Raw genomic sequence first — 23,184 nt, forward strand, 5'->3', positions numbered from 1 at the left:
ATGACCAAGCCGCTTATACTTATACTTTCGATTTTGGCCGTGGCCATGCAGGCTATGGGGCAGCAACGGCCGCAGCATAGCCAGTACATGCTCAACAACTACCTGCTTAACCCGGCCATTTCAGGCATCGAGGATTACGCCGACATCAGGCTGAGCCACCGGCGGCAGTGGGTAGGGATCGACGGCGCCCCCACCACGTATTACCTGTCGGTGCACACGCCGCTGAACAAAGGCGCGGCCAGCAACAAGTACCACCGCGCGCTGGCACACCACGGCGTAGGGGCAATCATCCACACCGATAAAACCGGGCCGCTGCGTCGCACGGGCCTTAGTGTGTCTTATGCTTACCACCTGCCGCTCACCACAAGTATAAACCTGTCCGGAGGAGTGTCCACAGGCCTTATCCGCAACTCCATCAACGCCAACGACCTCGACTTCTCGAATGACAACGACCCACTGCTGGGCGGCGGCAACATCAACAACACCGTGCTGGACCTGAACCTGGGCCTGTGGCTGTACTCGCGCAACTTCTCGGTGGGAGTGGCCGGGGCGCAACTGCTGGAGGATGCCGGTAGCTTTAATGCGGACAGGAACAACGAGGCGGTGCTGCCCCTGCAGCGGCACTACTTTATTACCGGCAGCTACCGCCTGGAGCCAACCGAAAGTATAGACGTGATCCCGTCGGTGATGGTGAAACTGGCCGACCCGAGCCCGGCTTCCATCGATGCCAGCCTGCGGGTAATGTATGCCGAGCGCTTCTGGCTGGGCGGTGCCTACCGCCACAACGATGCGCTCACGGCCATGGTGGGTGTGTACATCAGCCCTCTGCTCGATCTCTCCTACTCCTACGACTTTACCACCTCCGACCTGAACAGGGTGAGCGCCGGCACCCACGAAGTCGTGCTCGGGTTCAAACTGCTCAACGATAACCGCATCATCTGCCCGCAATGGGTGTGGTAAGTATAAACTAAGCTTTCTATACTTCTACAGAGCCGCCCCGGCAGTTGCATCCGCAGCTGCCGGGGCGTTTGGTTTATTCCAATAAATCCCTCTGAAAAAATATCCGCAGTGCATGTATGCGATGTTACTCCGTTGGCTGTCAGCAATGGGTAAGGTATAAATGCAAAAAGTAATAAATATAGAGGGGTTGTTTTAGAAGGATAAATAGACCTATATTCGTGATATATATACTATTACATATATATTGGAATGTTATTTGATAATGAATAAATTTAAACTTTTAAGCAAAACTTGTATTGTACCAAAAATTGTGAAATTTTAGGTGTATTGTAGAGGATAAATGCATAGGGCCGATTTAATAATTTTTCTATGTAACTTTTAAAGTCTATTATTGCACCTGAAAAATTGACTCAATGAGTAAAGCCTGCCGGGGGTTGTTGATTTAGTACAAAGTAGCATGACAGCGCAAAACTCAATGTTTCACCTTAAATAGTAGGTATATAAGAAAATTTTACACATAACTGAATGAGAAGCTGGTTAGAAAAAGTCATACTCCTGGTGGTGTGCTTTTGCGTAGTTGCTGTTGGCGCTTTTGCACAGACGGCGCCAACGCTCGGGGCTATGTATGAGTTTGGGGCTTTGGCATCACAGAGTGTGTCAAACACAGGCAAAACAGTAGTTCAGGGAAAAGTGGGGGTAGCCAACGGTAGCATCACTGGCTTTGTTCCCGAACTCAATGCCGAAGGCACGGCTGTGCGCGGTGTTCACAGGAATGAGGAGCCCGCCAAACAAGCTGTTAAAGATGCCTTAGCGGCTATGAGTTATATGGGCGGCTTAACGGCTAAGGGTACAATTTCGGGTAACCTCAGTGGGGCTACCATTTCCCCCGGCGTGTATGATATTAATGGGTCGGCAACTTTAGATGACGGATCAGTCCTAAAACTAGATGGTGGAACAGAGCAAAACCCAGTGTTCATTATCAGGGTTAAAGGAGACTTAACCATAGGGCAGGTAGAAAAGTATGAGCTGAAAAACGCTGTAGGCATTAACCTGTACTGGTTGGTAGAGGGAAATGTTATCGTACGCAGTGGAGGATCGGCCAGGGGCAACATCTTCTCTACAGGCACCATCACGATGAACTACGGAGCCCGGCTACGAGGGCGGATAATAGCCCCTACTACAGGAGGCTCTATAAGCATTGAAAACAGCTCTCTAAATCACCCTACAGACTTAGCGGTTTCCCTCTCAATGCTCCCGAGTGCGAGCGGGGATGACAAGTACGCCTTCGGAGAAAAATTAACCTATATCATAAAGGTCCGCAACAATGGTCCCGTTAACGCTACCAATGTAAAAGTTCCGCTGGGACAGTTGATTGGTACGCGGTTGGGGCATTCTTCCACGATGCAGGAGAGAACCTCTTATAATGCAGAGATTAATACTGTAGTTGTATCGGAGCTGAAATACCAGGAGGAGGTAACGATTACAGTTGAGGCGAGAGCAGACCAAGCCGGCCCCTGGACCAGCCTGGTGAGTGTATCGTGGCAGGATATTGATGAAGTAGGGTTTAACGACTCCAGCTTTGCAAGTTTTTGTGTGCTGCTTTCTGAGACAAGCGAGATAACTGGCCCAACAGAGGTATGTAAAGGCGATGTTCTAACGTACAAAATAGAAAAGGTAGCAGGCGCTACGTATTATGAGTGGACGGCATCCAATGGCTTGGAGGTTAAAGTTCTTGGTACGGCTGGTGAAGCCCTGGCTGTAGAGGTGACTGTGTCGCGAAACCAGGACTTCCCGGGTAGCGCTGCTTGGATCACAGTTACACCCGGCAACAATTGTGGGCCTGGTCCTTCAAGAACGATCAATATAAAGATACAATCAGATGTTCCGCAGCAGCCCGGCCCAATAACCGGGCCTGACGCGCTTTGCCGCGGCACAACGGAGGCCACCTACAGCATAGCACCAGTAGAAAACGCCACCTCCTATAACTGGGTGCTCCCCAGCGGATGGGCGTTTATCTCCGGGCAGGGCACTACCGAGATTGTGGTTAAGCCTGGCGACAACAGCGGAGACGTGCAGGTAACAGCCGTAAACGCCTGTGGCGCCAGCGAGCCGCAAACCAAGTATTTGCAGGTAGATGATGCCACTCCGGATGCACCTTCCGAGATTATCGGTACCATACAAGGTTGTGTGGATGCGACAGTACCGTACGAGGTGCCGGCGGTGCCAACTGCCACAGAGTATACTTGGACCATTGCTGCGCCGGCGGGCTCAGGGTGGGCCATCGTGTCCGGCCAGGGTACCAGGCAAGTAACGGTAAAGGTAGGCAACACACCCGCCGACATAGCGGTGGTGGCAAAAAATGGCTGCGGCGTCAGCGAGCCGGTTACCAAACATGTGGAGCCGGTATCGTCTCCTAGTCCGGCCCCGGGAGCTATTACCGGCGACGTGAATACCTGTATTAACCAAACCGGCCTGGCGTACTCAGTAGAGCCTGTGCCCGCCGCCACGCGCTACGAATGGACGGTGCCAGCTGGCTGGGAGATCGTTTCCGGACAAGGAACTACCAATATCATTGTAAACGCTAAAGACAACGGTGGCGATATTACCGTGGTAGCCTGGAACGACTGCGGCCCCAGCAACCCAACTGTGCTCACCGTAGTGCCTGTGGAAGACGTGCCGCTGCAGCCGGGGCCTATCTCGGGCTCACAGTACGGCTGTGTGGGCGGGACCACAACCTATAGTATAGCTGCCATTGAGGGAGTGAATTCCTATAACTGGACAGTGCCTGCCGGCTGGACCATCGTTTCGGGCCAGGGCACAACGGCCATTGAAGTACAGACAGGCGAAAACAGCGGAAAAATAACCGTGTCAGCCCTGAACGGCTGTGGCACCGGTGCCGCAAGCGAGCTTACGGTGGTTCCTCAAACAGAGCCTCCCCTTCCTCCTGCGCCAATCAACGGCCCGGGCGAAGTATGCGAGGGGCAGGCTGGCTACGAATTCAGCGTTAACCCGATAGCCGGCGTGAATGTCTATACCTGGACCGTACCAACCGGCTGGACGATTACCGCAGGGCAAGGCACCAACAAGATAACCGTGACTGCAGGAGACACTGCCGGCGAGGTGACCGTGAAAGGCGAGAATGATTGCGGCGAGGGAACAGCAGCGGCTGTGAACGTTACCGTGGTGCCGTCTCCGCCAGACCAGCCGGGGGCCATCAGCGGACCGCCGTCTGTGTGCGTTGGTCAGCAAAACGTTGAGTACTCCATCGATCCTGTCGCTTTCGCCTCCAACTACATCTGGTCTGTGGGCCAGGGTGCTGGCTGGCAGATCGTTTCGGGCCAGGGCACTACCGGCATTGTGGTAAAAGTGGGATCTGAACCAACCGTTATAACTGTGCAGGCCGAGAATGCCTGCGGTATTACCGGCGAAACTCAACTCACCACCATCATGACGGAGGAGGTGCCCGCAATGCCGGGACCTATCACCGGAAACACGGTTACCTGTGCAGGCGGCACTTACACGTTCAGCATAGATGCCGTGAAAGATGCTTACAAGTATAACTGGTCTTTCCCGGAGGGATGGCAGGTGGTAGAGGACAACGGCACCTCGATCAGTGTGATAACAAACGGAACGGGCGGCACGGTGCGTGTAACGGCTGAGAACGGCTGCGGGCCTGGCGGAGCGCAAACCCTGCAGGTAACCCCGACCAATACAGCTCCTCCCACACCGGAGGCTATACTTGGCAACGTGGATGTATGTGCCGGCACGGAGGCTGTTTTCTCGGTGAAGGAAGTAAACGGGGCCTCCAGCTATACCTGGGAAGTGCCGAAGGGCTGGAAAATAGTTACGGGTCAGGGCACGGCAAGTATAACCGTGCTGGTAGGCACCGCCGCCGGAACCATCAGCGTAACCAGCAAGAACGACTGCGGCGACAGCGGCACCATCTCAAGGGATCTGATCCTGAACACTGCTCCTCCTGCTACGCCAGGTGAGATATCGGGCTCTGCACAAGTATGTACCAGCACAACTGCAACGTACACCATCGCCCCCGTAAACACGGCTTATACCTATACCTGGGATGTGCCGGAAGGCTGGAAGATTGTCTCTGGGCAGGGTACCGAAACGATTGAGGTATTGGTTGGGTCAGCCGCCGGTGAGGTAACCGTGATTGCCGGTAACAGCTGCGGCGAGAGCGGAATGGCTAAACTGGCCGTGGACGTGGCAGACAATACACCGATCGCACCGGGCGCCATCACAGGTCCTGCGACAAGCTTCTGCGAGGGAACCCCAGGCTTAACCTACAGCATAGAGCCGATAAATGGCGCAACCTCTTACAACTGGACCGTGCCAACCGACTGGAAAATCACGGCGGGTCAGGGCACAACCAGCATCACGGTAACAGCAGGAGCCGAAGCCGGAGAAGTAGCCGTAACCGCCACGAACGCCTGCGGCAACGGAGGCACGGCCCTGAAGAATGTCATGTCACAGACTACGCCGCTGACACCGGAAATATCCCTGGGATCTATTAACCCTTGCCAAGGAGTTACGACAACCTATAGTGTTACAGCCAGCGCAGCCGGTAACGTGGACACTTACATCTGGGAAGTGCCAACCGGCTGGAAGATCGTGTCGGGCCACAACACCAGCACCATTGAGGTGCTTGTGAACGGCACTGCCGGGAAGATCAGGGTGACGGCGAAGAACAGCTGCTCGGAGAGTGGCACTGCCGAAATGGATGTAACGCCTTCACCAGCCTTGCCGGAGACACCAAGCGCCATAGTGGGCACTCCGGAAGTATGCGCCGGCACAACCGTATCCTACAGCGTGCAGAACCCATCCGTTGGGGCAACTTACGAGTGGACGGTGCCGGAGGGCTGGCAGATCGTTTCGGGCCAGGGCAAAGCCACCATTACAGTCGTAACGGCTGCCGGAACCGGGGTGGTAACCGTAACAGGCGTGAATGGCTGCGGTACGACAGACCCGGCATCGCTGAACGTGGCGGCCATGCCAGCTGAGGGCATCACCAGTATAAAAGACACCAGCACGCCGTGCGTGGGCCTGAGCTATGAAGTGGAGCCGGTGCCAGGGGCTACTACCTATACCTGGACGGTGCCGGCAGGCTGGACGATCACCTCCGGTCAGGGCACGACTACCATCATGGTAACGGCAGGCTTTGGCAGTGGCGACATCTCGGTGGTGGCCAGCAACGGCGGCTGTGCCGATGAGCCGGTGTACTACACGCCGGATGCGACCTTCGCGAACAGCGAGCTGCACTTCCCGAACGTGTTCTCGCCTAACAGCGACGGCACGCACGACCTGTGGGAGATCCGCAACCTCACCAACTATCCTGACAACGAAGTAACGATCATAAACCGCTGGGGCAACCAGGTATACCACAGTAAGTCTTACAAGAACAACTGGAGCGGCGATAACCTGAGCGAGGGCACCTACTTCTACGTGGTGCGCGTGAAGCTCTGCGACGGGCAGGACAAAATGTTTAAAGGGTACGTGATGATAGTAAGGTAAGGAGATGGAAACGAACGTGAAGGCAATACAGAAACTACTCGTGCTGCTAGGCATTGTGCTGGCCCCGGCCGCCTTTGCCCAGCAGGCCCCGCAGTATAGCCAGTACATCTTTAACGAGCTGGTGGTAAACCCGGCCTATGCCGGCAGTAAGGAGATTCTGAGCATTAACGGCACCTACCGCACCCAGTGGACGGGCCTGCCGGGCGCGCCCACCTCGCAAACCCTGAGCGTGGACGGCCCGACCAGCCACAAAAACCTGGGCTGGGGCGTGCACCTGGTGAATGACGAGATCGGGGCGCAGAGCCAGACCTCGGCCTACGGCGCCCTTTCCACCCGCATCCGGCTGGATCGCTACTCCGACCTGGCGCTGGGCGTTGCGGTGGGCGCGTCGCAGTATGTGCTGGACGGCACCCGCCTGGACCCGGGAAGCGAAATGCCGGACCAGGCCATTCCGGAGGGACGCGTGTCGCAGGTGCTGCCGGATGTGAAAATAGGAGCCTTTTTTAACACCGAGCGCTTTTATGTCGGGCTATCGGCAGCCAACCTGGTGCCGTTTAAGGATGATAAGACCGAGATCGCCACACCGCGCCGCCACTTCTTCCTGTCCAGCGGCTACGTGTTCGACCTGAGCCGGGACATCCGCCTGAAGCCAAGTATACTTATTAAGGAGGATTTCAGAAGCCCGACGGCCGTGGACCTGAACGCTTTCGTGCTGCTGTACAACCGCCTATGGCTTGGGGCCTCTTACCGCACGGCAGTGCCGATGTTCACCAACCAGGAGATGAAGCAGCTGGACAAGCGGAACGCCGTGGCCCTGATTGCACAAATTTACGCCACCAAAAAGCTACGGATAGGATATTCTTACGATATTAGCCTCAACGAACTTAAAAACTACTCTAGCCACGAGGTATCGGTGGGTTACTATTTCCTGAAAAAGAAGTATGGCCGCATCCTCACGCCCCGGAACCTATAGTTTAATACCGCCCTTATATGAAGCGAATTTTTACCCTTGCCCTGGTGCTGGTTCTGCTGGCCACCTGCAAGAGCCTCCCTGTGCTGGCACAGGACATGAAGCAAGCTGACAAGTACTTTAACAACTTTGAATTTAGCCTGGCCCTGGAGTCCTACAAAAAGGTGCTGGAGAAGGAGGAGCCGAGCCTGAAGGTGGTGCAGCGCATCGCCGACAGCTACCGGATATTGAACAACAGCAAGGATGCCGAGTTCTGGTACGCGCAGGCCGTGGCCTTCCCCAACGCTGACCCGGCCAACATTTACCTGTATGCAGAGGCGGCCAAGCGAAACGCCAACTACAGCAAGGCCAAGCAGCTGTTTCAGGAGTATGCCGACAAGGTGCCGGAGCAGCGCGAGGTAGCCCTGCGCATGGTGGCCTCCTGCGATACGGCCATGAAGTGGATGAAGTTTCCGGAGCCCTACGAAATCGCGCAGCTGGAGGCCATTAACTCCGAGAGTGCTGACTTTGGGCCGGTGCGCACCGAGGCGGGCCTGCTTTTCTCCTCAGACAGGCTGGAGGCAAACAACAAGCGCAACAACTGGACCGGCAACGGCTTTATCCAGATGTACCTGGCTCCGAAGGTAACGGACAGCACCTGGGCAAAGCCGGAGCCACTGCCCTCTTCCATCAACACCGATTACCACAACGGCCCGGCCGATTACCTGGAGAAAGACAAGACGCTATACTTTACCCGCACCCACGTGGTCAAAAAAAGGGCTGTGCCAGGCAAGAACTCCGACCCTACCAGCTGGTTTAAGGGAAGTGACAACGGCACGCACACCAACCGCCACGGCATCTACATGTCCAGGTTCAACGGCAAGAAATGGGAGAAGCCGCAGGCGTTTAAGTATAACAACACCGATGAGTTCTCCATCGGGCACCCGGCCATTACCCCGGACGGGCAGGTTTTATACTTTGTGTCGGATATGCCCGGAGGCCACGGCGAAACGGATATCTACTACAGCGAGCGCCAGGCGGACGGCTCGTGGGGGCAGCCCACCAATGCGGGCACCGTAATCAACACCAGTGGCCGCGAGAGCTTCGCAAGCCTGGGGGAAGACGGCAGTTTATACTTCTCCTCTGACGGGCACATGGGCATGGGCGGCCTCGACCTGTTCAAGGCCGTGGGCGCGCACAAAGCCTGGACGAAGGTGGAGAACCTGAAGTACCCGCTCAACACCTCGCAGGACGATTTCGGGATACAGGCAGACAGCACGGGCAGTAAAGGGATGCTTTCCTCGAGCCGCTTCTCCGAAAACGGATTTGACGACATCCTGACCTTTGAGAAGTATGAAGTTCCGTGCATCCTGATAGGCACCACCATTGAGAAGCTGGCGCAGGAAGGCACCGTGAAAACCCGCGTGTCGCCGGTTGCGGAGGCCAGGCTGCGGCTGTATGTAAGTGGCAGCGATGAGTTTGTGGAGGCGGTTTCTGATGCGAAAGGCAGGTTCTCGTTTCCGGTTCTGACCGGCACCAAGTACCTGATCAGGGGCAGCAAGCCGGGCTACCTGGAGCAGGCGGTAACGTTTACGCCGGAATGCCTCTATAAAACCGACACGGTGCAGGTGGAGTTGATATTTATCCGCAGCGCGCTGAACACGCCGATCGTGATCGAGAATATCTACTACGACCTGGATAAGTTCGACATTAAGCCGGAGGCTGCCAAGGAGCTGGATAAACTGGCGCAGACGCTGGAGGTAAATCCGCTCATCCGCATCGAGCTGAGCTCCCACACCGACAGCCGCCAGACGCACGAGTACAACCAGGTGCTGTCGCAGCTGCGCGCGCAGGCCGCCGTGGATTACCTGGTGTCCAAAGGCATCAGCCGCAACAGGCTGGTGGCCAAAGGCTACGGCGAGACCAAGCTCATCAACAAGTGTAAGGACGGCGTAAATTGCCCGGAGCAGCTGCACCAGGAGAACCGCCGCACCGAGTTCAAGATTCTGAAATAGCAGCAACAGCAAGTATAAAAGTATGAAAGGAGGCCCGCAGCAAGTATGACTGCGGGCCTCCTTTTTTATAACTAGAGTGGCTGGTTTTTACCTACCTGCCCCATTTCACCCCACCCCACCCCTCCCCTAAAAACAGGAGAGGGAGCTCTATAATTGCTCATACTAAAGTATTATTGCATAGTAACCTGTTTCGCGGGGACAATTCGCCACCTGCCTCTACAAGTATGAACCCACCCCCGGCCCCTCCCGAGAGGGGAATTTATACTTGCCACTTTCTCCTGTCATCTCGAATGAAATGAGAGATCTATCGGGGATTCTAAAGAGATCTCTCCCAAAGGTCGAGATGACAAATAGCTGCGGCTATCGAATCTGATCCCAGCCTTTGGGTTGAGCGCCTTGTGAGATCCCAGTGCCCTTTAAGGGCATTGCGACCGAAGGGTAGCAAAGGAAGGGAACACAGCGCGATGCCAAAGTATGAGCCCTCTCGGGCTGGAGAGCACCAAAGTATGAGATGGAACTGTAGGTTAGTGGGAACTATAGGATCAGCAGCAGCCAGTAAGTATAGCTTGTATCAAGCTGATATAGCGGAGGCAGGTAAAGGCACAAGCGGACGCTTGCGCCAGCGGAAGTATCATAGCTCAAGTATAAAGAGGCACAAGCGGACGCCCCGAAATGCTCCGGGGCTTTCTAGCTTGCGCCAGCAGGAGCTATGAAGTATAAACCGGCAAGTATCAAGTATAAAGTATAGCCAAAGTATAAGTTCGCTCCACTTGCAGCAGAAAATAGAAGTTAGGTTTATCAGCTTAAACCTGATCCCTCCCAATTTATTATAGCTTTTCTCTATCTAACTACGAAAATAATCGTAATTAAATTTCCTATTACGAAACAATTCGTATATACTTGCAGTACACTACAAGACAGTGCTTAACTACTTATACTTTATGGCTTTACATCAAACACCTAAACCCACAGAGTCGGAGCTGGAGATTCTGCAGGTGCTGTGGCAGCATGGCCCCAGCACGGTGCGCTTTGTGCACGAGGAGCTCAGCGAAACCAAGGATGCCGGCTATACCACCACCCTCAAGATCATGCAGCTGATGACGGAGAAGGGTATGCTGGAGGCCGACAAATCGAGCCGCTCGCACATCTTCCGGCCGCTGTTGCAGGAAGAGGACACGCAGCAGCAGCTGCTCGACCGCTTCCTGGATACGGCCTTTCGGGGCTCGGCCAGCAAACTGGTCATGCAGGCGCTGGGCAACAGCCGCGCCTCTAAGGAAGAACTCGACGAGATTAGAAACCTGTTAGATAAACTGGAAGGAGGTACCCAATGAACCTGATACAAAGCCTGCTGCCGGAGGGGCTGGTAAGCGCCCTCGGTTGGACACTGCTGCATGCGCTGTGGCAGGGCGCCCTGGTGGCGCTGCTCCTGAGCCTGCTGCTGGTGCTGCTACACCGCCACCCGGCCAGAACCCGTTATGCCGCGGCCAGCTCGGCCATGCTGCTGCAACTGCTGCTCTCGGTGGGCACCCTCGCCTTCTACCTGAACAGAGCAGCCTTTGCCGCGGCACCCATGCAAAGTATGAATAATGCAGCGGGTGCGCCTGCTATAAGTATAAACGCCCCGTTCTGGGCCAATCCGCTGGGGGCGGCGCAGGTATACTTTGAGCAGCACCTGCCGCTGCTGGTAACGCTGTGGCTGCTGGGCCTGGCGCTGATGGCCGTGCGGCTTATAGGTGGCCTGGCCTACACGCAGCGGCTGCGCCATTATAGAAACGCTGCGTTGGGTGCGCAGTGGCAGCAAAAGCTGGTGCAGCTGCAAAGGCGGCTTGGGGTGCGACAGGCGGTGCGGCTGGCAGAGTCGGCGCTGGTGCAGGTGCCCATGGTCATAGGCGCGGCCAAGCCGGTGATCCTGCTTCCGATGGGAGCTGTCACGGGGCTTACGCCCGCGCAGGTGGAGGCCATACTTGCCCACGAGCTGGCGCACATCCTCCGCAAAGACTACCTGCTTAACCTGCTGCAGTCGGTGGTGGACATGCTCTACTTTTACCATCCGGCCATGTGGTGGGTGTCGGGGGTGGTGCGTGCCGAGCGGGAGCACTGCTGCGATGATGTGGCGGTGGCCCTCTGCGGCGACTCCCTTGCCTATGCCCGCGCCCTAACCGAACTGGAGACGATGCGCCTGCCGGCCGCACCAGGTATGGCCCTGGCTTTCTCAGGGCAGCGCGGCTCACTAATGAACCGCGTCAGGCGCCTGGTGGGGCAGCCGTTAAAGCCGTCTTTCACCGAGGGCTTTGCCGCAGGGCTGGTGCTGGTGGTGGGCATGCTGGCGCTATCGGTGGGGGCGATGGCGGAGCGACAACCGCCTGAGACGCAAAAGCCAGTTCAGCCTGAGAAAGTAACCAATGAGGCGGACGTGGTCGGGGAAGCAGGGGAAGCCATGAGCTTTACCGCACAGGATGCGCAGGGCAACACCCGTAACGTGGTCATCATCACAAATAAAAAAGGCAAGGTAAAGGAGCTGTACGTGGACGGAAAGCGCATTCCGAAAAAGGAAATCGATACCTATAAAAGTTTGATAGACCAGCGCCTGCAGGCCATCAACAATGCGCCTACAGCAACTCAGGAGGAGGTAAACCTGCTGATGGAGCAGGAGCGCGTGGACGTGCCCCGTACCCGACGAGTCGACCGGGAGGAAAGGATCATCGTAGATCGCTTCAGCGGGCAAGGTGTTCCGCCTCCGCCACCGCCTGCACCGGGTGAACCTCCTTTGCCACCACTTCCGCCTGTTCCCGGAGTCGCCCCTCCACCGCCGCCTCCAGTCCCACCTGCAGGCGCGAGCAAGAAAGAGCAGAAGGCGTACGAGCGCGAAATGAAGGAGTATGAAGAGGAAATGAAGCGCTACAAACAGGAAATGGCGCAGGCGATGAAGCGGTATGAACAGAAGGTGGTGGTAAGGAGTATAGTGCAGGACAGCCTGAGAAGAAATGAGACCATGCTCAGAAACCATGAAAGAGCCGACGAGATGCGCGCCCGGCAGGAGGCGCGCCAGCACGAGACGGAGGCCCGCCGCGCCGAGATGGAGGTGCGCAGAGCAGAGATGGAGAAGCGCCGGGCGCAGCAGACCGAAAGCATGCGCCAGATGAAGGAGGAGATGGTGAAGGACGGCCTGATAGAGAGCGACAGCAGCAACCTGAACATCCAGGTAACGAATGGCGAGCTGTTCATCAATGGGAAAAAGCAGTCGCAAAAAGTGTACGACAAGTATAAAAAGTGGCTAAGCCCGGAGCGGAAGCAATAGCCCCAACCCCGGCCGAGAGGATGCAAATTTGATAATAAAGCCTACCTTTGAGTATGAAAAGGTAGGCTTTATACTTTTTAAATGCCTGGCGTGCTATATTTTATACTTTGCATGTACATCCCTAATAAGGGTAAATTGCGTAAGTAGGCGTACCCGCCCCAAGGGCCGGCCCTGAAACGTTTATTTAAAACCGTCATCACCCATACCTTGCTTTATGGCTAAAATGTTTCCCCTAACCCGGACGTGCCTGCGCGCTGCGCTTGCATGGCTGCTGCTTTTGCTCAATTTTGCCGCCGCTGCCTCAGATACCCAGCACATGGTTCCGCTCTCGCTGCAGGAGCGGGTGCAGCAGGCCGAAATGGTGATAGAGGGTGAAGTGGTGCGGCAGGAGTCTTTCTGGGACGCCCGCCAGGAGAATATCTATACTTCCAACATCATCAAAGTATACAAGTCCTTTAAGGGCGAGGTGCAGGCAGAGCTGATCGAGGTGATTACGGAGGGCGGCGCGGTCGGCCTGAAAAAGCACGTTTTCTCTACGGCACTAAAACTGAAAACGGGGCAGCAGGGCCTGTTCTTCCTGAAGCGCCAGCAGATGCTGCAGCGCACACCCGGCAACCTGCCCCTGAGCACCCGCGCCTACGCCAGCGAGCAGGGCTTTGTGCGCTACGATGTGGAAAACCGCAGCGCAAGCGGCGTTTTCGAGAACTACAGCAGCGTGCAGGAGCTCTATAAGGCCGTGAGCGAGAAGACCGGGCAGCAGTTCCGCACCATCTCCGAAAACCAGAAACTGAAGGCCACCTCTGTGCAGAACGGGCAGAAGCAGGAGCAAGCCACCGCAGCCCCGGTGATCACCGGCTTCTCCCCGACGGTAGCCAGCGCGGGCACCGGCACCGTTCTTACCATTACCGGCTCAGGCTTCGGCAGCAGCCGCGGGAATGGCGCCGTGGAGTTTCCCAATGCCGATGATGGTGGCCAGACCTACGTAAAGCCGCTCCCCTCAGAGTATATCTCCTGGAGCAACACGCGCATCACCATGTACATTCCCTCGGTAATGCAGGACGAAGGAACGGCAGGCTCCGGGCGCATCCGGGTAACCACCAGCGACGGCAGCTCCTTCACCTCCATCGGCCGCATCGAGCTGGAGTTCGCCTACTCGAACATCGACTTTAACGAGAGATCCTTCAAGCCTATACTTACCGACCAGAACGGGGCCGGCGGGTACACCATCCTGTACTCCGAAAGTATGGATTCCCGGTTGGCTGCCAAGGAGGGCTTCCGCAGGGCGGTAAACACGTGGGTGTGCGTGTCGGAGATCAACTGGAGGCTGGGAGGACTTACGACCATCAACACTGCCTCAGACGATGGGTCCTCGGTGGCTCGGTTTGCCTCGCAGAGCACGGTGGGCGAGTCGGTGCTGGCGCGAACCATCAGCCGCTACGAAGGCTGCGCCAACAACGGTACCGGCGACACGCTGTTCTGGGTAACGGAGTTTGATATGGAGATCAACAGTGAGATTGACTGGCAGTACGGCCCCGGCGGCCCCGGCGGGCAGCAATTCGACTTTGAGACGGTGATGCTGCATGAGCTGGGCCACGCGCACCAGCTGGGGCACGTCAATGTCCCCCGCGCCGTCATGTTCTACGCCATTGAGTTTGCCCGCCTAGAGCGCGGCCTGAGTTCGCCAGATATCCGGGGGGCGCAGCTGGTGATGGACAAAAGCGCCGGGGAGAATATCTGTGGCGTAGCACCCATGATTCCCAACCCGAACGGCGAGTGCAATCTGGCACCTGAGATACTTACCCTGGACGCAGCGTTTACCCCAACTAACGCAGTGGAGCTAAACTGGACGAGCCGCAGCGAGAAGCGGGTGGTAAGCTACACCGTGCAGCGCAGCCCCGACGGCATGACGTGGGAGGATGTAGGCAGTGTGGCCGCCAAAGGCCCGAGCGATGCCGACCTGCTCTACACGTTCACCGACCCGGACCCGCTGCGCGAACAATCCTATTACAGGCTGGAGGTGGAGTACGGCAACAGTGAGAGCAGCTTCTCGCCCCGCGTGTTCGTGGTGAACCCGGCCGACCTCCGCGTACTAAAGCTTTTCCCCAACCCTGTAGCCGGGGAAGACACGCGGGTAACCCTGCGCTACCTGGTTAGCCGCAGCACTACCATGAAGGCGCAGCTCTACAACTCCAAGGGGCAGGCGGTACGGGAGTATGCCGTCAGCTTCAGCAGCGGCACCAGCGCCTATACTATCAGCTTGGAGGGCTTGGCCGCCGGTATATACTTCCTGAGGTGGAAGGAAGGCAACAGAAACGGTACGGAACGACTACTGAAACTGTAGCGGCAAGTATAAAAACGGCAGCGCCGGGGTTTACTGCCCCGGCGCTGCCGTTTTTATACTTGCCGTTCTTTTAATCGATCTTGATCTTGCGGGTTGGTTTCTCCTTGTCCTTGCCCTTGGGAACGGAAACATGCAGCACACCGTCCTTATAGCTGGCCTTAATGTCGTCTTCCCTCACGGATTCCGGCAGGCGGAAGGAGCGGCTGAAGGAGCTGTAGTTATACTCGCGGCGGGTATAGTTCTCCTGCTCGTCATTTTTCTCTTCCTCCCGCTCTGAACTGATCGTGAGCATGCCCTCATTCACGTCAATGTTGAAGTCCTCTTTCCGCATGCCCGGGGCAGCTACCTCAATGCTGAAGTCCTTCTCGTTCTCGCGGATGTTGGTGGCGGGCACGTTGGCCATCATCTGCTGGCCCATGCGTGAGGGCATTCCCCACATGTCATTCTCGAAGAAGCGGTCCACATCGCTAAAGAAATCGGAGAATACGGAGCGGGCCGGAGCCATGCTACCCCTGTTTCTCCTTGTCATTGAGTTTGCCATAATTTATTCCTCCTACTACGTTTAAGTTTGTTAACTGAATTTATACCTTAAAACTTTGGCTTTTACCATTTCTACGAGCGGGTATCGTATACGTTGTGTTGTGGAAGGCGTGTTAGTAGCCCAGGACGGGGCAGTTCACTTAAAATGCACGTATGCTCGCCCAGGGTACGGAAGTAGGAGGATGGATTTAAAAACGACAGTGCCGGGGCGGATAAAAGCAAAAAGGCAGGCAACATGTAGTTGGGGAAACTAGCTGTTGCCTGCCTTTTCAGGTAATAGCACCTGTTATACTTGAGCGTAGCACATGGAAGAAACTACTGCCCCGGTATACCTGCCATTATTAAAGAGGTTTTAGAGCATTAAGGGTTTTCTAAGCTTGGAAAGACTGTGAACGATGCTACAAAAGTGTAGATCCAAGCCATATAACACAAGGTATTTGGAGGCCCTTTTGTAACATCAGGAAAAAGGGGTTTCACCTGTAATTGTGAAGGGGAAAGCGGCTTTAAAGAATTTAAAGGTGTTTTTTCGTTAGCGGGAAAGGGACCATTTGTCACATCGGCCTCTGAAAAAAATATGTTATACCATTAAAGAAGTGGTGGCCACAGGCAGAAAAATATGGTGCAGGCGGTGTTACAAAGGGCGCGGTTGGTAATATTATAGGGATAAAAGTATATTTGGGCAAGATTGGAAGACTCCTTTCTGCCAGGTTGCCAACTATGGAAAAGAAACGACGCAAGTTTACGCAGTGCCCTAACTGCGGCTATACTTTTGAGGAGGTGAACAACTACTGCCCCAACTGCGGCCAGGAGAACCACGACCTGAACGTGCCGGTAAAGCATCTGGTGGAGGAGTTTCTGGAGGGTACGCTGCACTATGACGCCAAGTTCTGGCTTACCCTGAAGTACCTGCTGTTCAAACCCGGCCTGCTCACCGAGAAATTCAACATAGGGCAGCGCGCCTCCTACGTGCCGCCGTTCCGGCTGTACGTGTTCATCAGCTTGGTCTTCTTCTTCCTGCTGGCCATCAGCCCCAACACCATGGAGGTGAATTTAAATGACAAGGACAGGCTGGAGCAGCTGGACCCGGAGGAAAGGGAGGCGCTGGCCGAACTGGACTCTGTGCGCGCCAGGTTGGCCGCGCAGGAGATGGATGCAAGTATAGGGGCACTGGTGGAGAAGGCGCGCGGCGAAAACGTGGATACTAAGCTGCTGCGCGAGAAAATGATCCACAACACCTCTTTTCTGATGTTCCTGCTCATGCCGCTGTTCGGGTACCTGCTCTACCTGTTTTACCGGAAACTGCGCCGCAACTACGTGGAGCACCTGATGTTCTCGATTCATGTGCACTGCTTCTTTTTCATCCTTTTCATGATTTACCTGGCGCTGAAGTTCTTTTTGCCCCAAAGTGCGGCCATTTTCCTTCTGGTGCCGCTGATTACGGCGGTTTATAGTTACCTTGCCATGATGCGTGTGTACAAGCAATCGTACCTGCAAACGCTGCTTAAGTTCATACCTGTTTCGCTTCTTTACATGTTCTGCCTGGCCATTGCCCTCCTCGGAAACGTGGTGGTAAGCCTGCTGCTAAGCTAATTTATACTTCCCCCTATGCCGCAATCCATACTTACCTGGGACAAACTGATCTCCAAAAAACGCTTCGAGACCACCGATAAAAAGTATAATCTAGATGAGTCGGTGCGGGGCGAGTTCCAGCGGGACTACGACCGCATTGTGTTTTCCTCGGCCTTTAGGAGGCTGCAGAACAAGACGCAGGTAATGCCCATGCCGGAAAGCGATTTCGTGCACACCCGCCTCACACACAGCCTGGAAGCATCGGTGGTAGGCCGCTCGCTGGGCCGCATCGTGGGCAAAAGCATCCTGGAGCGAAATCCCGTGCTGGCGCAGGAAAAAAACATTCAGGAGGCGGACTTCGGGGATGTGGTAGCGGCCGCCTGCCTGGCCCACGACATTGGCAACCCGCCTTTCGGGCACTCCGGCGAGGATGCCATCTCCGCCTATTTCCAGCGCGACGAGACACAACCCTACCTACAAAGCCTGACGGATGCCGAAAGAGCAGACTTATACAGTTACGAGGGCAACGCTGCCGGTTTCCGGGTGCTTACCTATACTTACCCGGCCCACTGCAACCTGCCCGGCGGTCTCAGCCTGACTTATACTACACTGGCCACCTTCACCAAGTACCCAAAGGAGTCGTTGCCTAAAGTGGCTGGCACTAAGAATACGAGTGAAAAGAAGTATGGCTTCTTTCAGACAGAGAAAGTATGGTTTAATACCATTGCCCGGGAGTTGGGGCTGCTGAAGAAAGGAAACGGGGAAGAGGTGTTCTATCACCGCCACCCGCTGGCCTTCCTGGTAGAGGCGGCCGACGATATCTGCTACCGCATCATCGATTTTGAAGATGGCCTGAAACTGGGCCTCGTGCCGCACGAACAAGGTATAGACCTGCTCCGCCAGATCCTCAACGACGACCCGAACCGCAAGTCCAGCCTCACCTTTTATGACTGGAAAGAGGAGATCGGCTACCTGCGCGCCCGTATTATCAACAAATTGATAGAAGAAACCACTGCCATTTTTCTGCAGCACGAGGAGGCCATGCTGGCCGGCACGTACGATAAGCCACTCATCAACGAGGTGAGCTGCAAGCCGGTACTGGATGAGATCAAGGATTTGTCTATCCGGCTGATTTACCAGAACCGCCCGGTGCTGGAGATAGAGGCCGCCGGTTTTGAGGTCCTAGGTGGTTTGCTGGATGCTGGTATAAAGGCTGTTTTCAGGCCTGAGTCGAAGCATCACCGTAAGTTGGGCGCACTCATTCCGCCCCACTATCTGGATCTGCCGGGTGAGGCCACCGACTATGAGCGCATCCTACACATCTGCGACTTCGTGACCAGCCTCACCGATCAGGCGGCCTTGGGCCTATACCGCAAAATAAAGGGTATTGAGTTACCAAGGATGTACTAAAATATCCTTATTTAATTCTGTTGCGTATGAGCTAACTCATTAAGGTTCAGCGCATGGATCAGCCTTTGTTTAACTTTAAGTCTTACCGGCTGCAGGATTGGCTCTCGGTATACCGCTTGCTGGCCGTACCTTTGCTTCTATACACGCTGCTGAGCAGGCAACAAACCCCCTTTTTGCTGCTTCTGGCGGTGAGTCTGGCCACCGATGTTCTGGATGGCTTGCTGGCGCGCTGGTTGCGGCAACAGAGCGGGCGCGGTGCCCGCCTCGACTCCTATGGCGACCTGCTCACCGTGCCCTTCATGCTGGCGAGCCTGTTCATCTTCAAACCTGAGTTCCTGGAAAAGCAGGCCGTACTGCTGAGTATATTGGTGGGGTTATACTTTGTGGAGCTTGCCTTCTCTATGTTCCGCTACGGCAAGCCCAGCAGCTTTCATACCTACCTCGACAAGGTTTCCTTTCTACTTCTGGGAGCTTTCTACTTCTGCCTTTTCCTGTTCGGATTTATGGAGGGGCTTTTTTACCTGGCCATGGCAGTGGCTATACTTGGGGAACTGGAGGAGCTGATCCTGGTAGGGCTCCTGCCAGATAGGCGCAGCAATGTAAAGGGGCTGTACTGGCTGCTGCAGGGCGAATAAATCATCCCTCTCGGTTCGTCTATAAAAAAGTTGGTTTCATCCTGGTGCTGCTTATCTCTGTAGAATGCCCTAAAATGAGGCGGCCCCGGATTCGCATGTTCCCGGCTTTCGCACTAAATTCAGGCCTTGTAGCACAGCTGCAATATGAGGCGATCAGCCCCATCTACCCTTGTTCAAAACAAACAAAAACCCATGAAAAGCAAGTTTATCCTCTGCCTGTTGTGGTGCGTTACCAGCCTGTCGGCGATGGCGCAAAGCAAAGGCAACAAGATTGAGTTTACGGAGTACACGCTCCCGAACGGCCTGCATGTGATCCTGCACCAGGACAAGTCCACGCCTAACGTGGCGGTGTCGGTGCTCTACCATGTCGGCTCCAAAAACGAAGTGAAAGGCCGCTCGGGCTTTGCGCATTTCTTTGAGCACCTGATGTTTGAAGGCACCGAGAACATTGGCCGCGGCGAGTATAGCTCGCTGGTGCAGAAAGCCGGCGGCGCGCTGAACGCCAATACCTCTTTCGACCGCACGTATTACTACGAGCTGCTGCCGTCCAACCAGGTGGAACTGGGGCTATGGATGGAAGCCGAACGCATGAGGGCCGCCAAAGTAGACGAAATTGGCGTAGAGACGCAGCGTAAGGTGGTGCAGGAAGAGAAGCGTGAGCGCATCGACAACCAGCCTTATGGCTCGATGGGCGAGAATGTGTTCTCGCTGGCCTATACCAAGCACCCGTACCGCTTCATGCCGATCGGCTCTTTTGAGGATCTGAATGCCGCCACCATCGAGGAGTTCCGCGACTTCTACAAGACCTTCTATGTGCCCAATAACGCTACCCTTTCCGTGGCCGGCGACATCAACATAGAAGACACCAAAAAGATGATCGAGAAGTACTTCTCTAGCATCCCGAAAGGTACGAAAGAGATCCCTCGCCCTAACATTACAGAGCCAAAGCAGACAGAAGAACGCCGCAAAACGGTATATGACAACATCCAGTTGCCCGCCGTTATCCAGGCTTACCATATCCCGGCGCAGGGCACTGAGGATTACTATGCCCTGTCGATGCTGACCACGTTGCTGAGCGGCGGTGAGAGTGCCCGCCTGCCCAAAGCGCTGGTAGACAAACAGCAGAAAGCCGTGGCTGCCGCCTCTATCCCCTTCCCGACCGAAGACCCGGGCCTGTTCCTGACTTTTGCCATTGCCAACATGGGCGTGGAGGTGGCCGACCTGGAGCAAGCCATGGACGCCGAGGTGGAGCGCGTGAAAACGGAGCCGCTCTCAGACCAGGAATTCCAGAAGCTCCGCAACCAGGTGGAAAGCAGCTTTGTGCAGCAGAACAGCACCGTGGCGGGTCGTGCCGAGAGCCTGGCCAACTACCATGTATACTTCGGCGACGCCAACCTGATCAATACGGAGCTGGACCGCTACCTGAACGTGACAAAAGACGACATCCAGCGCGTGGCCAGGGAGTACCTCACCAAGACCAACCGCGTCGTGCTACATTACCTGCCAAAATCAGCGGAAGCAAAAAAGTAGGAATTTTGGACAAAAGATGATTCGGACAAAAGACTCTATGACAAAAGACAAAAGAGGGATTATACTTTCAAACAGTCTTTTGTCCATTGTCAAACCGTCCATTGTCAAAGTATAATCAACGAGAAATCATGATAAAGAAACTATATAGTACCGCCCTGCTGGCGCTGGCCTTGGTAAGCGTAATGCCGGCGCAGGCGCAGCAAACCACGCCTCCGGCTCCGGGCCCGGCGCCTAAAATTGAGCTGGGCGAGTATAAGCACTTCACCCTGAAAAACGGCCTGAAAGTATACGTGGTGGAAAACCACAAACTGCCGGTGGTGTCCCTGTCGCTGGTGCTGGATCGCGACCCGGTGCTGGAAGGCGACAAGGCAGGCTACGTACAGGCGGCCGGCCAGATGATGCGCACCGGCACCGCCAACCGCACCAAAGACCAGTTCGACGAGCAGGTAGACTTTATCGGGGCCGACCTGAGCTTCTCTGCTACCGGCTTCAGCGCCTCCTCGTTAAAAAAGCACCTGCCTACCCTGCTCGATCTGACCACCGACGCCCTGCTGAACCCCAAGTTCACGCAGGAGGAGCTGGACAAGATCAAAAAGCAGATGAAGGCCAACCTGGCGCAGGCCAAGGATAACCCCGACGCCATCGCCGGCCGCACCCGCAACCTGGTGCTGTATGGCAAAGACCACCCGTATGGGGAGCTGATGACCGAGGAGACGGTGGATAACTTTACGCTGGAGGACATTCAGAACTACTACAACACGTACTATAAACCCAATATCGGTTATCTGGCCGTGGTAGGCGACGTGACGGAAAAGGAGATGAAAAAGCTCCTGAAAAAATCGTTTGGCAAGTGGAAAAAGGGTGATGTGCAGGAAGTAAAGTATGAGCTGCCGCAGCAGCCGGAGCAAACGCAGGTGGTGATCGTGGACCGCCCAAGCTCGGTGCAAAGCTCGCTTATACTTACCAACCCGGTGGATATGAAGCCAGGAGCAGAAGATGCCGTGGCGGCCTCCCTGATGAACAACATCCTGGGCGGAGGCATGGATGCCCGCCTGTTCCAGAACCTGCGCGAAACGCACGGCTATACCTATGGCGCCTACTCTTCCATCAACTCGGATGAGATACTTGGCCGCTTTAACGCCAACGCCAATGTGCGCAACGCCGTTACCGACAGCGCCGTGGTAGAGTTTATGACTGAGCTAAACAAGATCCGCACCGAGCGCGTGAGCGAGGAGGAGCTGCAGGACGCGAAGGCGTACATGATGGGCAGCTTCGGCCGCGGCTTGGAGAACCCGGCTACGGTAGCGGTTTACGCTATCAACACGGCCCGCTACGGCCTGCCAGCCGATTACTACCCGAATTACCTGAAAAAGGTGGAGGCCGTAACGGCAGAGGATGTGCAGCGCGTGGCGCAGAAGTACATTAACCCGGGTAAAATGTACGTGCTGGCCGTAGGCAATGCCTCTGAAATATCCGACAAGCTGAAGAAGTTCGACAAGGACGACAGCCAGATCACCTACTACAACACGATGGGCGAGAAAGTGGACCGTGCGGCTATGGGCGTTCCGGCTGGCTTAACTGCTGAGAAAGTAATTAACGACTATATCCAGGCAATCGGTGGCAAGGCCAACATCGAGAAACTAAAGGACATCAGCGTGACGAGCAGCGCCACCATCCAAGGCATGAAGTTGGTGTTTACGCAGCAGCAGAAAGGCAACGATAAATTCCTGGTGCAGGTGCTGATGAACAACAGCCCCATGCAGCGCGTAATCATCAACGGCGACAAAGGTAAACTAGAAGCCCCGATGCAAGGTGTGAATCAGGAGATACCGAAAGAGCAGCTGGCAACGCAGAAACTGGAGGCCAACCTGTTCCCGGCACTGCTGTACGAGAAGCTGGGCATCGAAACCAAGTTAACGGGCGTGGAGGATGTGGATGGCACCCAGGCTTATGCTGTGGAAGTGAAGCAGCCAAACGGCCAGAAAGCGACCCACTACTTTGCCAAGGACACCGGCCTGCGCCTGAAAGAGGTAAACAGCCTGGAAACGCCGCAAGGCGCCATTACCCAGACCAAAACCTACAGCAACTACAAAGAGGTTAACGGCGTGAAGTTCCCGCATGTAGTGGAAACCGTAGTAGGCCCGCAGTCGATCAAGGCGGAAGTGAAGACCATCGAGGTAAACAAGAACCTAAGCGACGATACATTTAAGCTGTAGGTTTTATACTTGGTGGTAAAGTATAAAGCGGCTGCTCTTGTTAGGGTAGCCGCTTTTTTTGTTTTCTCCCTGTTTGGCTGGGGAAGCCCGTTAAAAATGGTTTTATACTTTCTTAGCCATCTCCCTGGCGCAAGTCTCCAGACTTGTGTCCTACGATGGTGTCGGGTCTCTGACTCGACTGGCTTGAAAAGCCAC

Annotated in this window: 13 protein-coding genes and 1 pseudogene; 13 read left to right on the plus strand and 1 reads right to left on the minus strand. The window is 55.4% G+C overall.

The annotated features are described in order from the left end of the window. From A3841_RS06665 to A3841_RS06695, 7 genes are all read left to right on the plus strand, one after another. Positions 1–960, plus strand: coding sequence for a PorP/SprF family type IX secretion system membrane protein (locus A3841_RS06665; RefSeq protein ID WP_073851527.1), 960 nt, complete (start codon positions 1–3; stop codon positions 958–960). 525 nt (positions 961–1,485) lie between these two features. Then, a complete protein-coding gene (locus A3841_RS06670) occupies positions 1,486–6,486 on the plus strand; it encodes an ice-binding family protein (protein WP_083610239.1) in 5,001 nt (1,666 codons plus the stop codon). A gap of 4 nt (positions 6,487–6,490) precedes the next feature. Next, positions 6,491–7,459: a PorP/SprF family type IX secretion system membrane protein gene (locus tag A3841_RS06675; protein WP_073851529.1), complete on the plus strand. Its 969-nt coding sequence runs from the start codon at positions 6,491–6,493 to the stop codon at positions 7,457–7,459. 17 nt (positions 7,460–7,476) lie between these two features. After that, positions 7,477–9,450 (plus strand): OmpA family protein, encoded by a 1,974-nt coding sequence (locus A3841_RS06680; protein ID WP_083610240.1) that lies wholly within the window; start codon positions 7,477–7,479, stop codon positions 9,448–9,450. A gap of 941 nt (positions 9,451–10,391) precedes the next feature. Continuing rightward, positions 10,392–10,781: a BlaI/MecI/CopY family transcriptional regulator gene (locus A3841_RS06685; protein ID WP_073851530.1), complete on the plus strand. Its 390-nt coding sequence runs from the start codon at positions 10,392–10,394 to the stop codon at positions 10,779–10,781. After that, positions 10,778–12,748, plus strand: coding sequence for a M56 family metallopeptidase (locus A3841_RS06690; RefSeq protein WP_073851531.1), 1,971 nt, complete (start codon positions 10,778–10,780; stop codon positions 12,746–12,748). The genes A3841_RS06685 and A3841_RS06690 overlap by 4 nt, the downstream gene beginning before the upstream one ends. 214 nt (positions 12,749–12,962) lie before the next feature. Continuing rightward, positions 12,963–15,089 carry an IPT/TIG domain-containing protein gene (locus A3841_RS06695; protein WP_073851532.1) on the plus strand — a complete coding sequence of 709 codons (2,127 nt, stop codon included), beginning with the start codon at positions 12,963–12,965 and terminating at the stop codon, positions 15,087–15,089. 70 nt (positions 15,090–15,159) lie between these two features. Here the strand turns inward: A3841_RS06695 and A3841_RS06700 are convergent, their stop codons facing one another. Continuing rightward, positions 15,160–15,618 carry an Hsp20/alpha crystallin family protein gene (locus tag A3841_RS06700; RefSeq protein ID WP_206073066.1) on the minus strand — a complete coding sequence of 153 codons (459 nt, stop codon included), beginning with the start codon at positions 15,616–15,618 and terminating at the stop codon, positions 15,160–15,162. Between the two features lie 728 nt (positions 15,619–16,346). On the opposite strand from A3841_RS06700, the gene A3841_RS06705 reads away from it, so the two are divergent. The 6 genes and pseudogenes from A3841_RS06705 to A3841_RS06725 all read left to right on the plus strand — a co-directional run bounded on the left by A3841_RS06705 (position 16,347) and on the right by A3841_RS06725 (position 22,989). Next, the gene (locus A3841_RS06705) at positions 16,347–17,219 is read left to right on the plus strand and encodes a DUF3667 domain-containing protein (protein WP_083610242.1); all 873 of its coding nucleotides are present in this window, start codon (positions 16,347–16,349) and stop codon (positions 17,217–17,219) included. 15 nt (positions 17,220–17,234) lie between these two features. Further along, the gene (gene dgt / locus A3841_RS06710) at positions 17,235–18,608 is read left to right on the plus strand and encodes a dGTP triphosphohydrolase (protein ID WP_073851534.1); all 1,374 of its coding nucleotides are present in this window, start codon (positions 17,235–17,237) and stop codon (positions 18,606–18,608) included. A gap of 53 nt (positions 18,609–18,661) precedes the next feature. After that, positions 18,662–19,243, plus strand: a complete 582-nt coding sequence (locus A3841_RS06715; RefSeq protein WP_073851535.1) for a CDP-alcohol phosphatidyltransferase family protein — start codon at positions 18,662–18,664, stop codon at positions 19,241–19,243. Positions 19,244–19,435: 192 nt separating this feature from the next. Next, positions 19,436–20,773 carry a M16 family metallopeptidase gene (locus A3841_RS06720; RefSeq protein WP_073851536.1) on the plus strand — a complete coding sequence of 446 codons (1,338 nt, stop codon included), beginning with the start codon at positions 19,436–19,438 and terminating at the stop codon, positions 20,771–20,773. Between the two features lie 398 nt (positions 20,774–21,171). Continuing rightward, positions 21,172–21,408, plus strand: a pseudogene (locus A3841_RS20825) (insulinase family protein); the annotation flags it as partial. Between the two features lie 30 nt (positions 21,409–21,438). Beyond that, entirely contained in the window at positions 21,439–22,989 is a 1,551-nt protein-coding gene (locus tag A3841_RS06725; protein WP_394332889.1) for a M16 family metallopeptidase, read from the plus strand. The last annotated feature ends 195 nt before the right edge of the window (positions 22,990–23,184 follow it).

The sequence above is a fragment of the Pontibacter flavimaris genome (assembly GCF_001907195.1).
GTDB classification, from domain to species: domain Bacteria; phylum Bacteroidota; class Bacteroidia; order Cytophagales; family Hymenobacteraceae; genus Pontibacter; species Pontibacter flavimaris.

Bases quoted from the DNA above. Each gene is read 5' to 3' on its own strand.
- dgt (WP_073851534.1), top strand. From the start codon at position 17,235: ATGCCGCAATCCATACTTACCTGGGACAAACTGATCTCCAAAAAACGC.
- A3841_RS06700 (WP_206073066.1), bottom strand. From the start codon at position 15,618: ATGACAAGGAGAAACAGGGGTAGCATGGCTCCGGCCCGCTCCGTATTC.
- A3841_RS06680 (WP_083610240.1), top strand. From the start codon at position 7,477: ATGAAGCGAATTTTTACCCTTGCCCTGGTGCTGGTTCTGCTGGCCACC.
- A3841_RS06665 (WP_073851527.1), top strand. From the start codon at position 1: ATGACCAAGCCGCTTATACTTATACTTTCGATTTTGGCCGTGGCCATG.
- A3841_RS06715 (WP_073851535.1), top strand. From the start codon at position 18,662: ATGGATCAGCCTTTGTTTAACTTTAAGTCTTACCGGCTGCAGGATTGG.
- A3841_RS06690 (WP_073851531.1), top strand. From the start codon at position 10,778: ATGAACCTGATACAAAGCCTGCTGCCGGAGGGGCTGGTAAGCGCCCTC.
- A3841_RS06685 (WP_073851530.1), top strand. From the start codon at position 10,392: ATGGCTTTACATCAAACACCTAAACCCACAGAGTCGGAGCTGGAGATT.
- A3841_RS06670 (WP_083610239.1), top strand. From the start codon at position 1,486: ATGAGAAGCTGGTTAGAAAAAGTCATACTCCTGGTGGTGTGCTTTTGC.
- A3841_RS06705 (WP_083610242.1), top strand. From the start codon at position 16,347: ATGGAAAAGAAACGACGCAAGTTTACGCAGTGCCCTAACTGCGGCTAT.
- A3841_RS06695 (WP_073851532.1), top strand. From the start codon at position 12,963: ATGGCTAAAATGTTTCCCCTAACCCGGACGTGCCTGCGCGCTGCGCTT.
- A3841_RS06720 (WP_073851536.1), top strand. From the start codon at position 19,436: ATGAAAAGCAAGTTTATCCTCTGCCTGTTGTGGTGCGTTACCAGCCTG.
- A3841_RS06675 (WP_073851529.1), top strand. From the start codon at position 6,491: ATGGAAACGAACGTGAAGGCAATACAGAAACTACTCGTGCTGCTAGGC.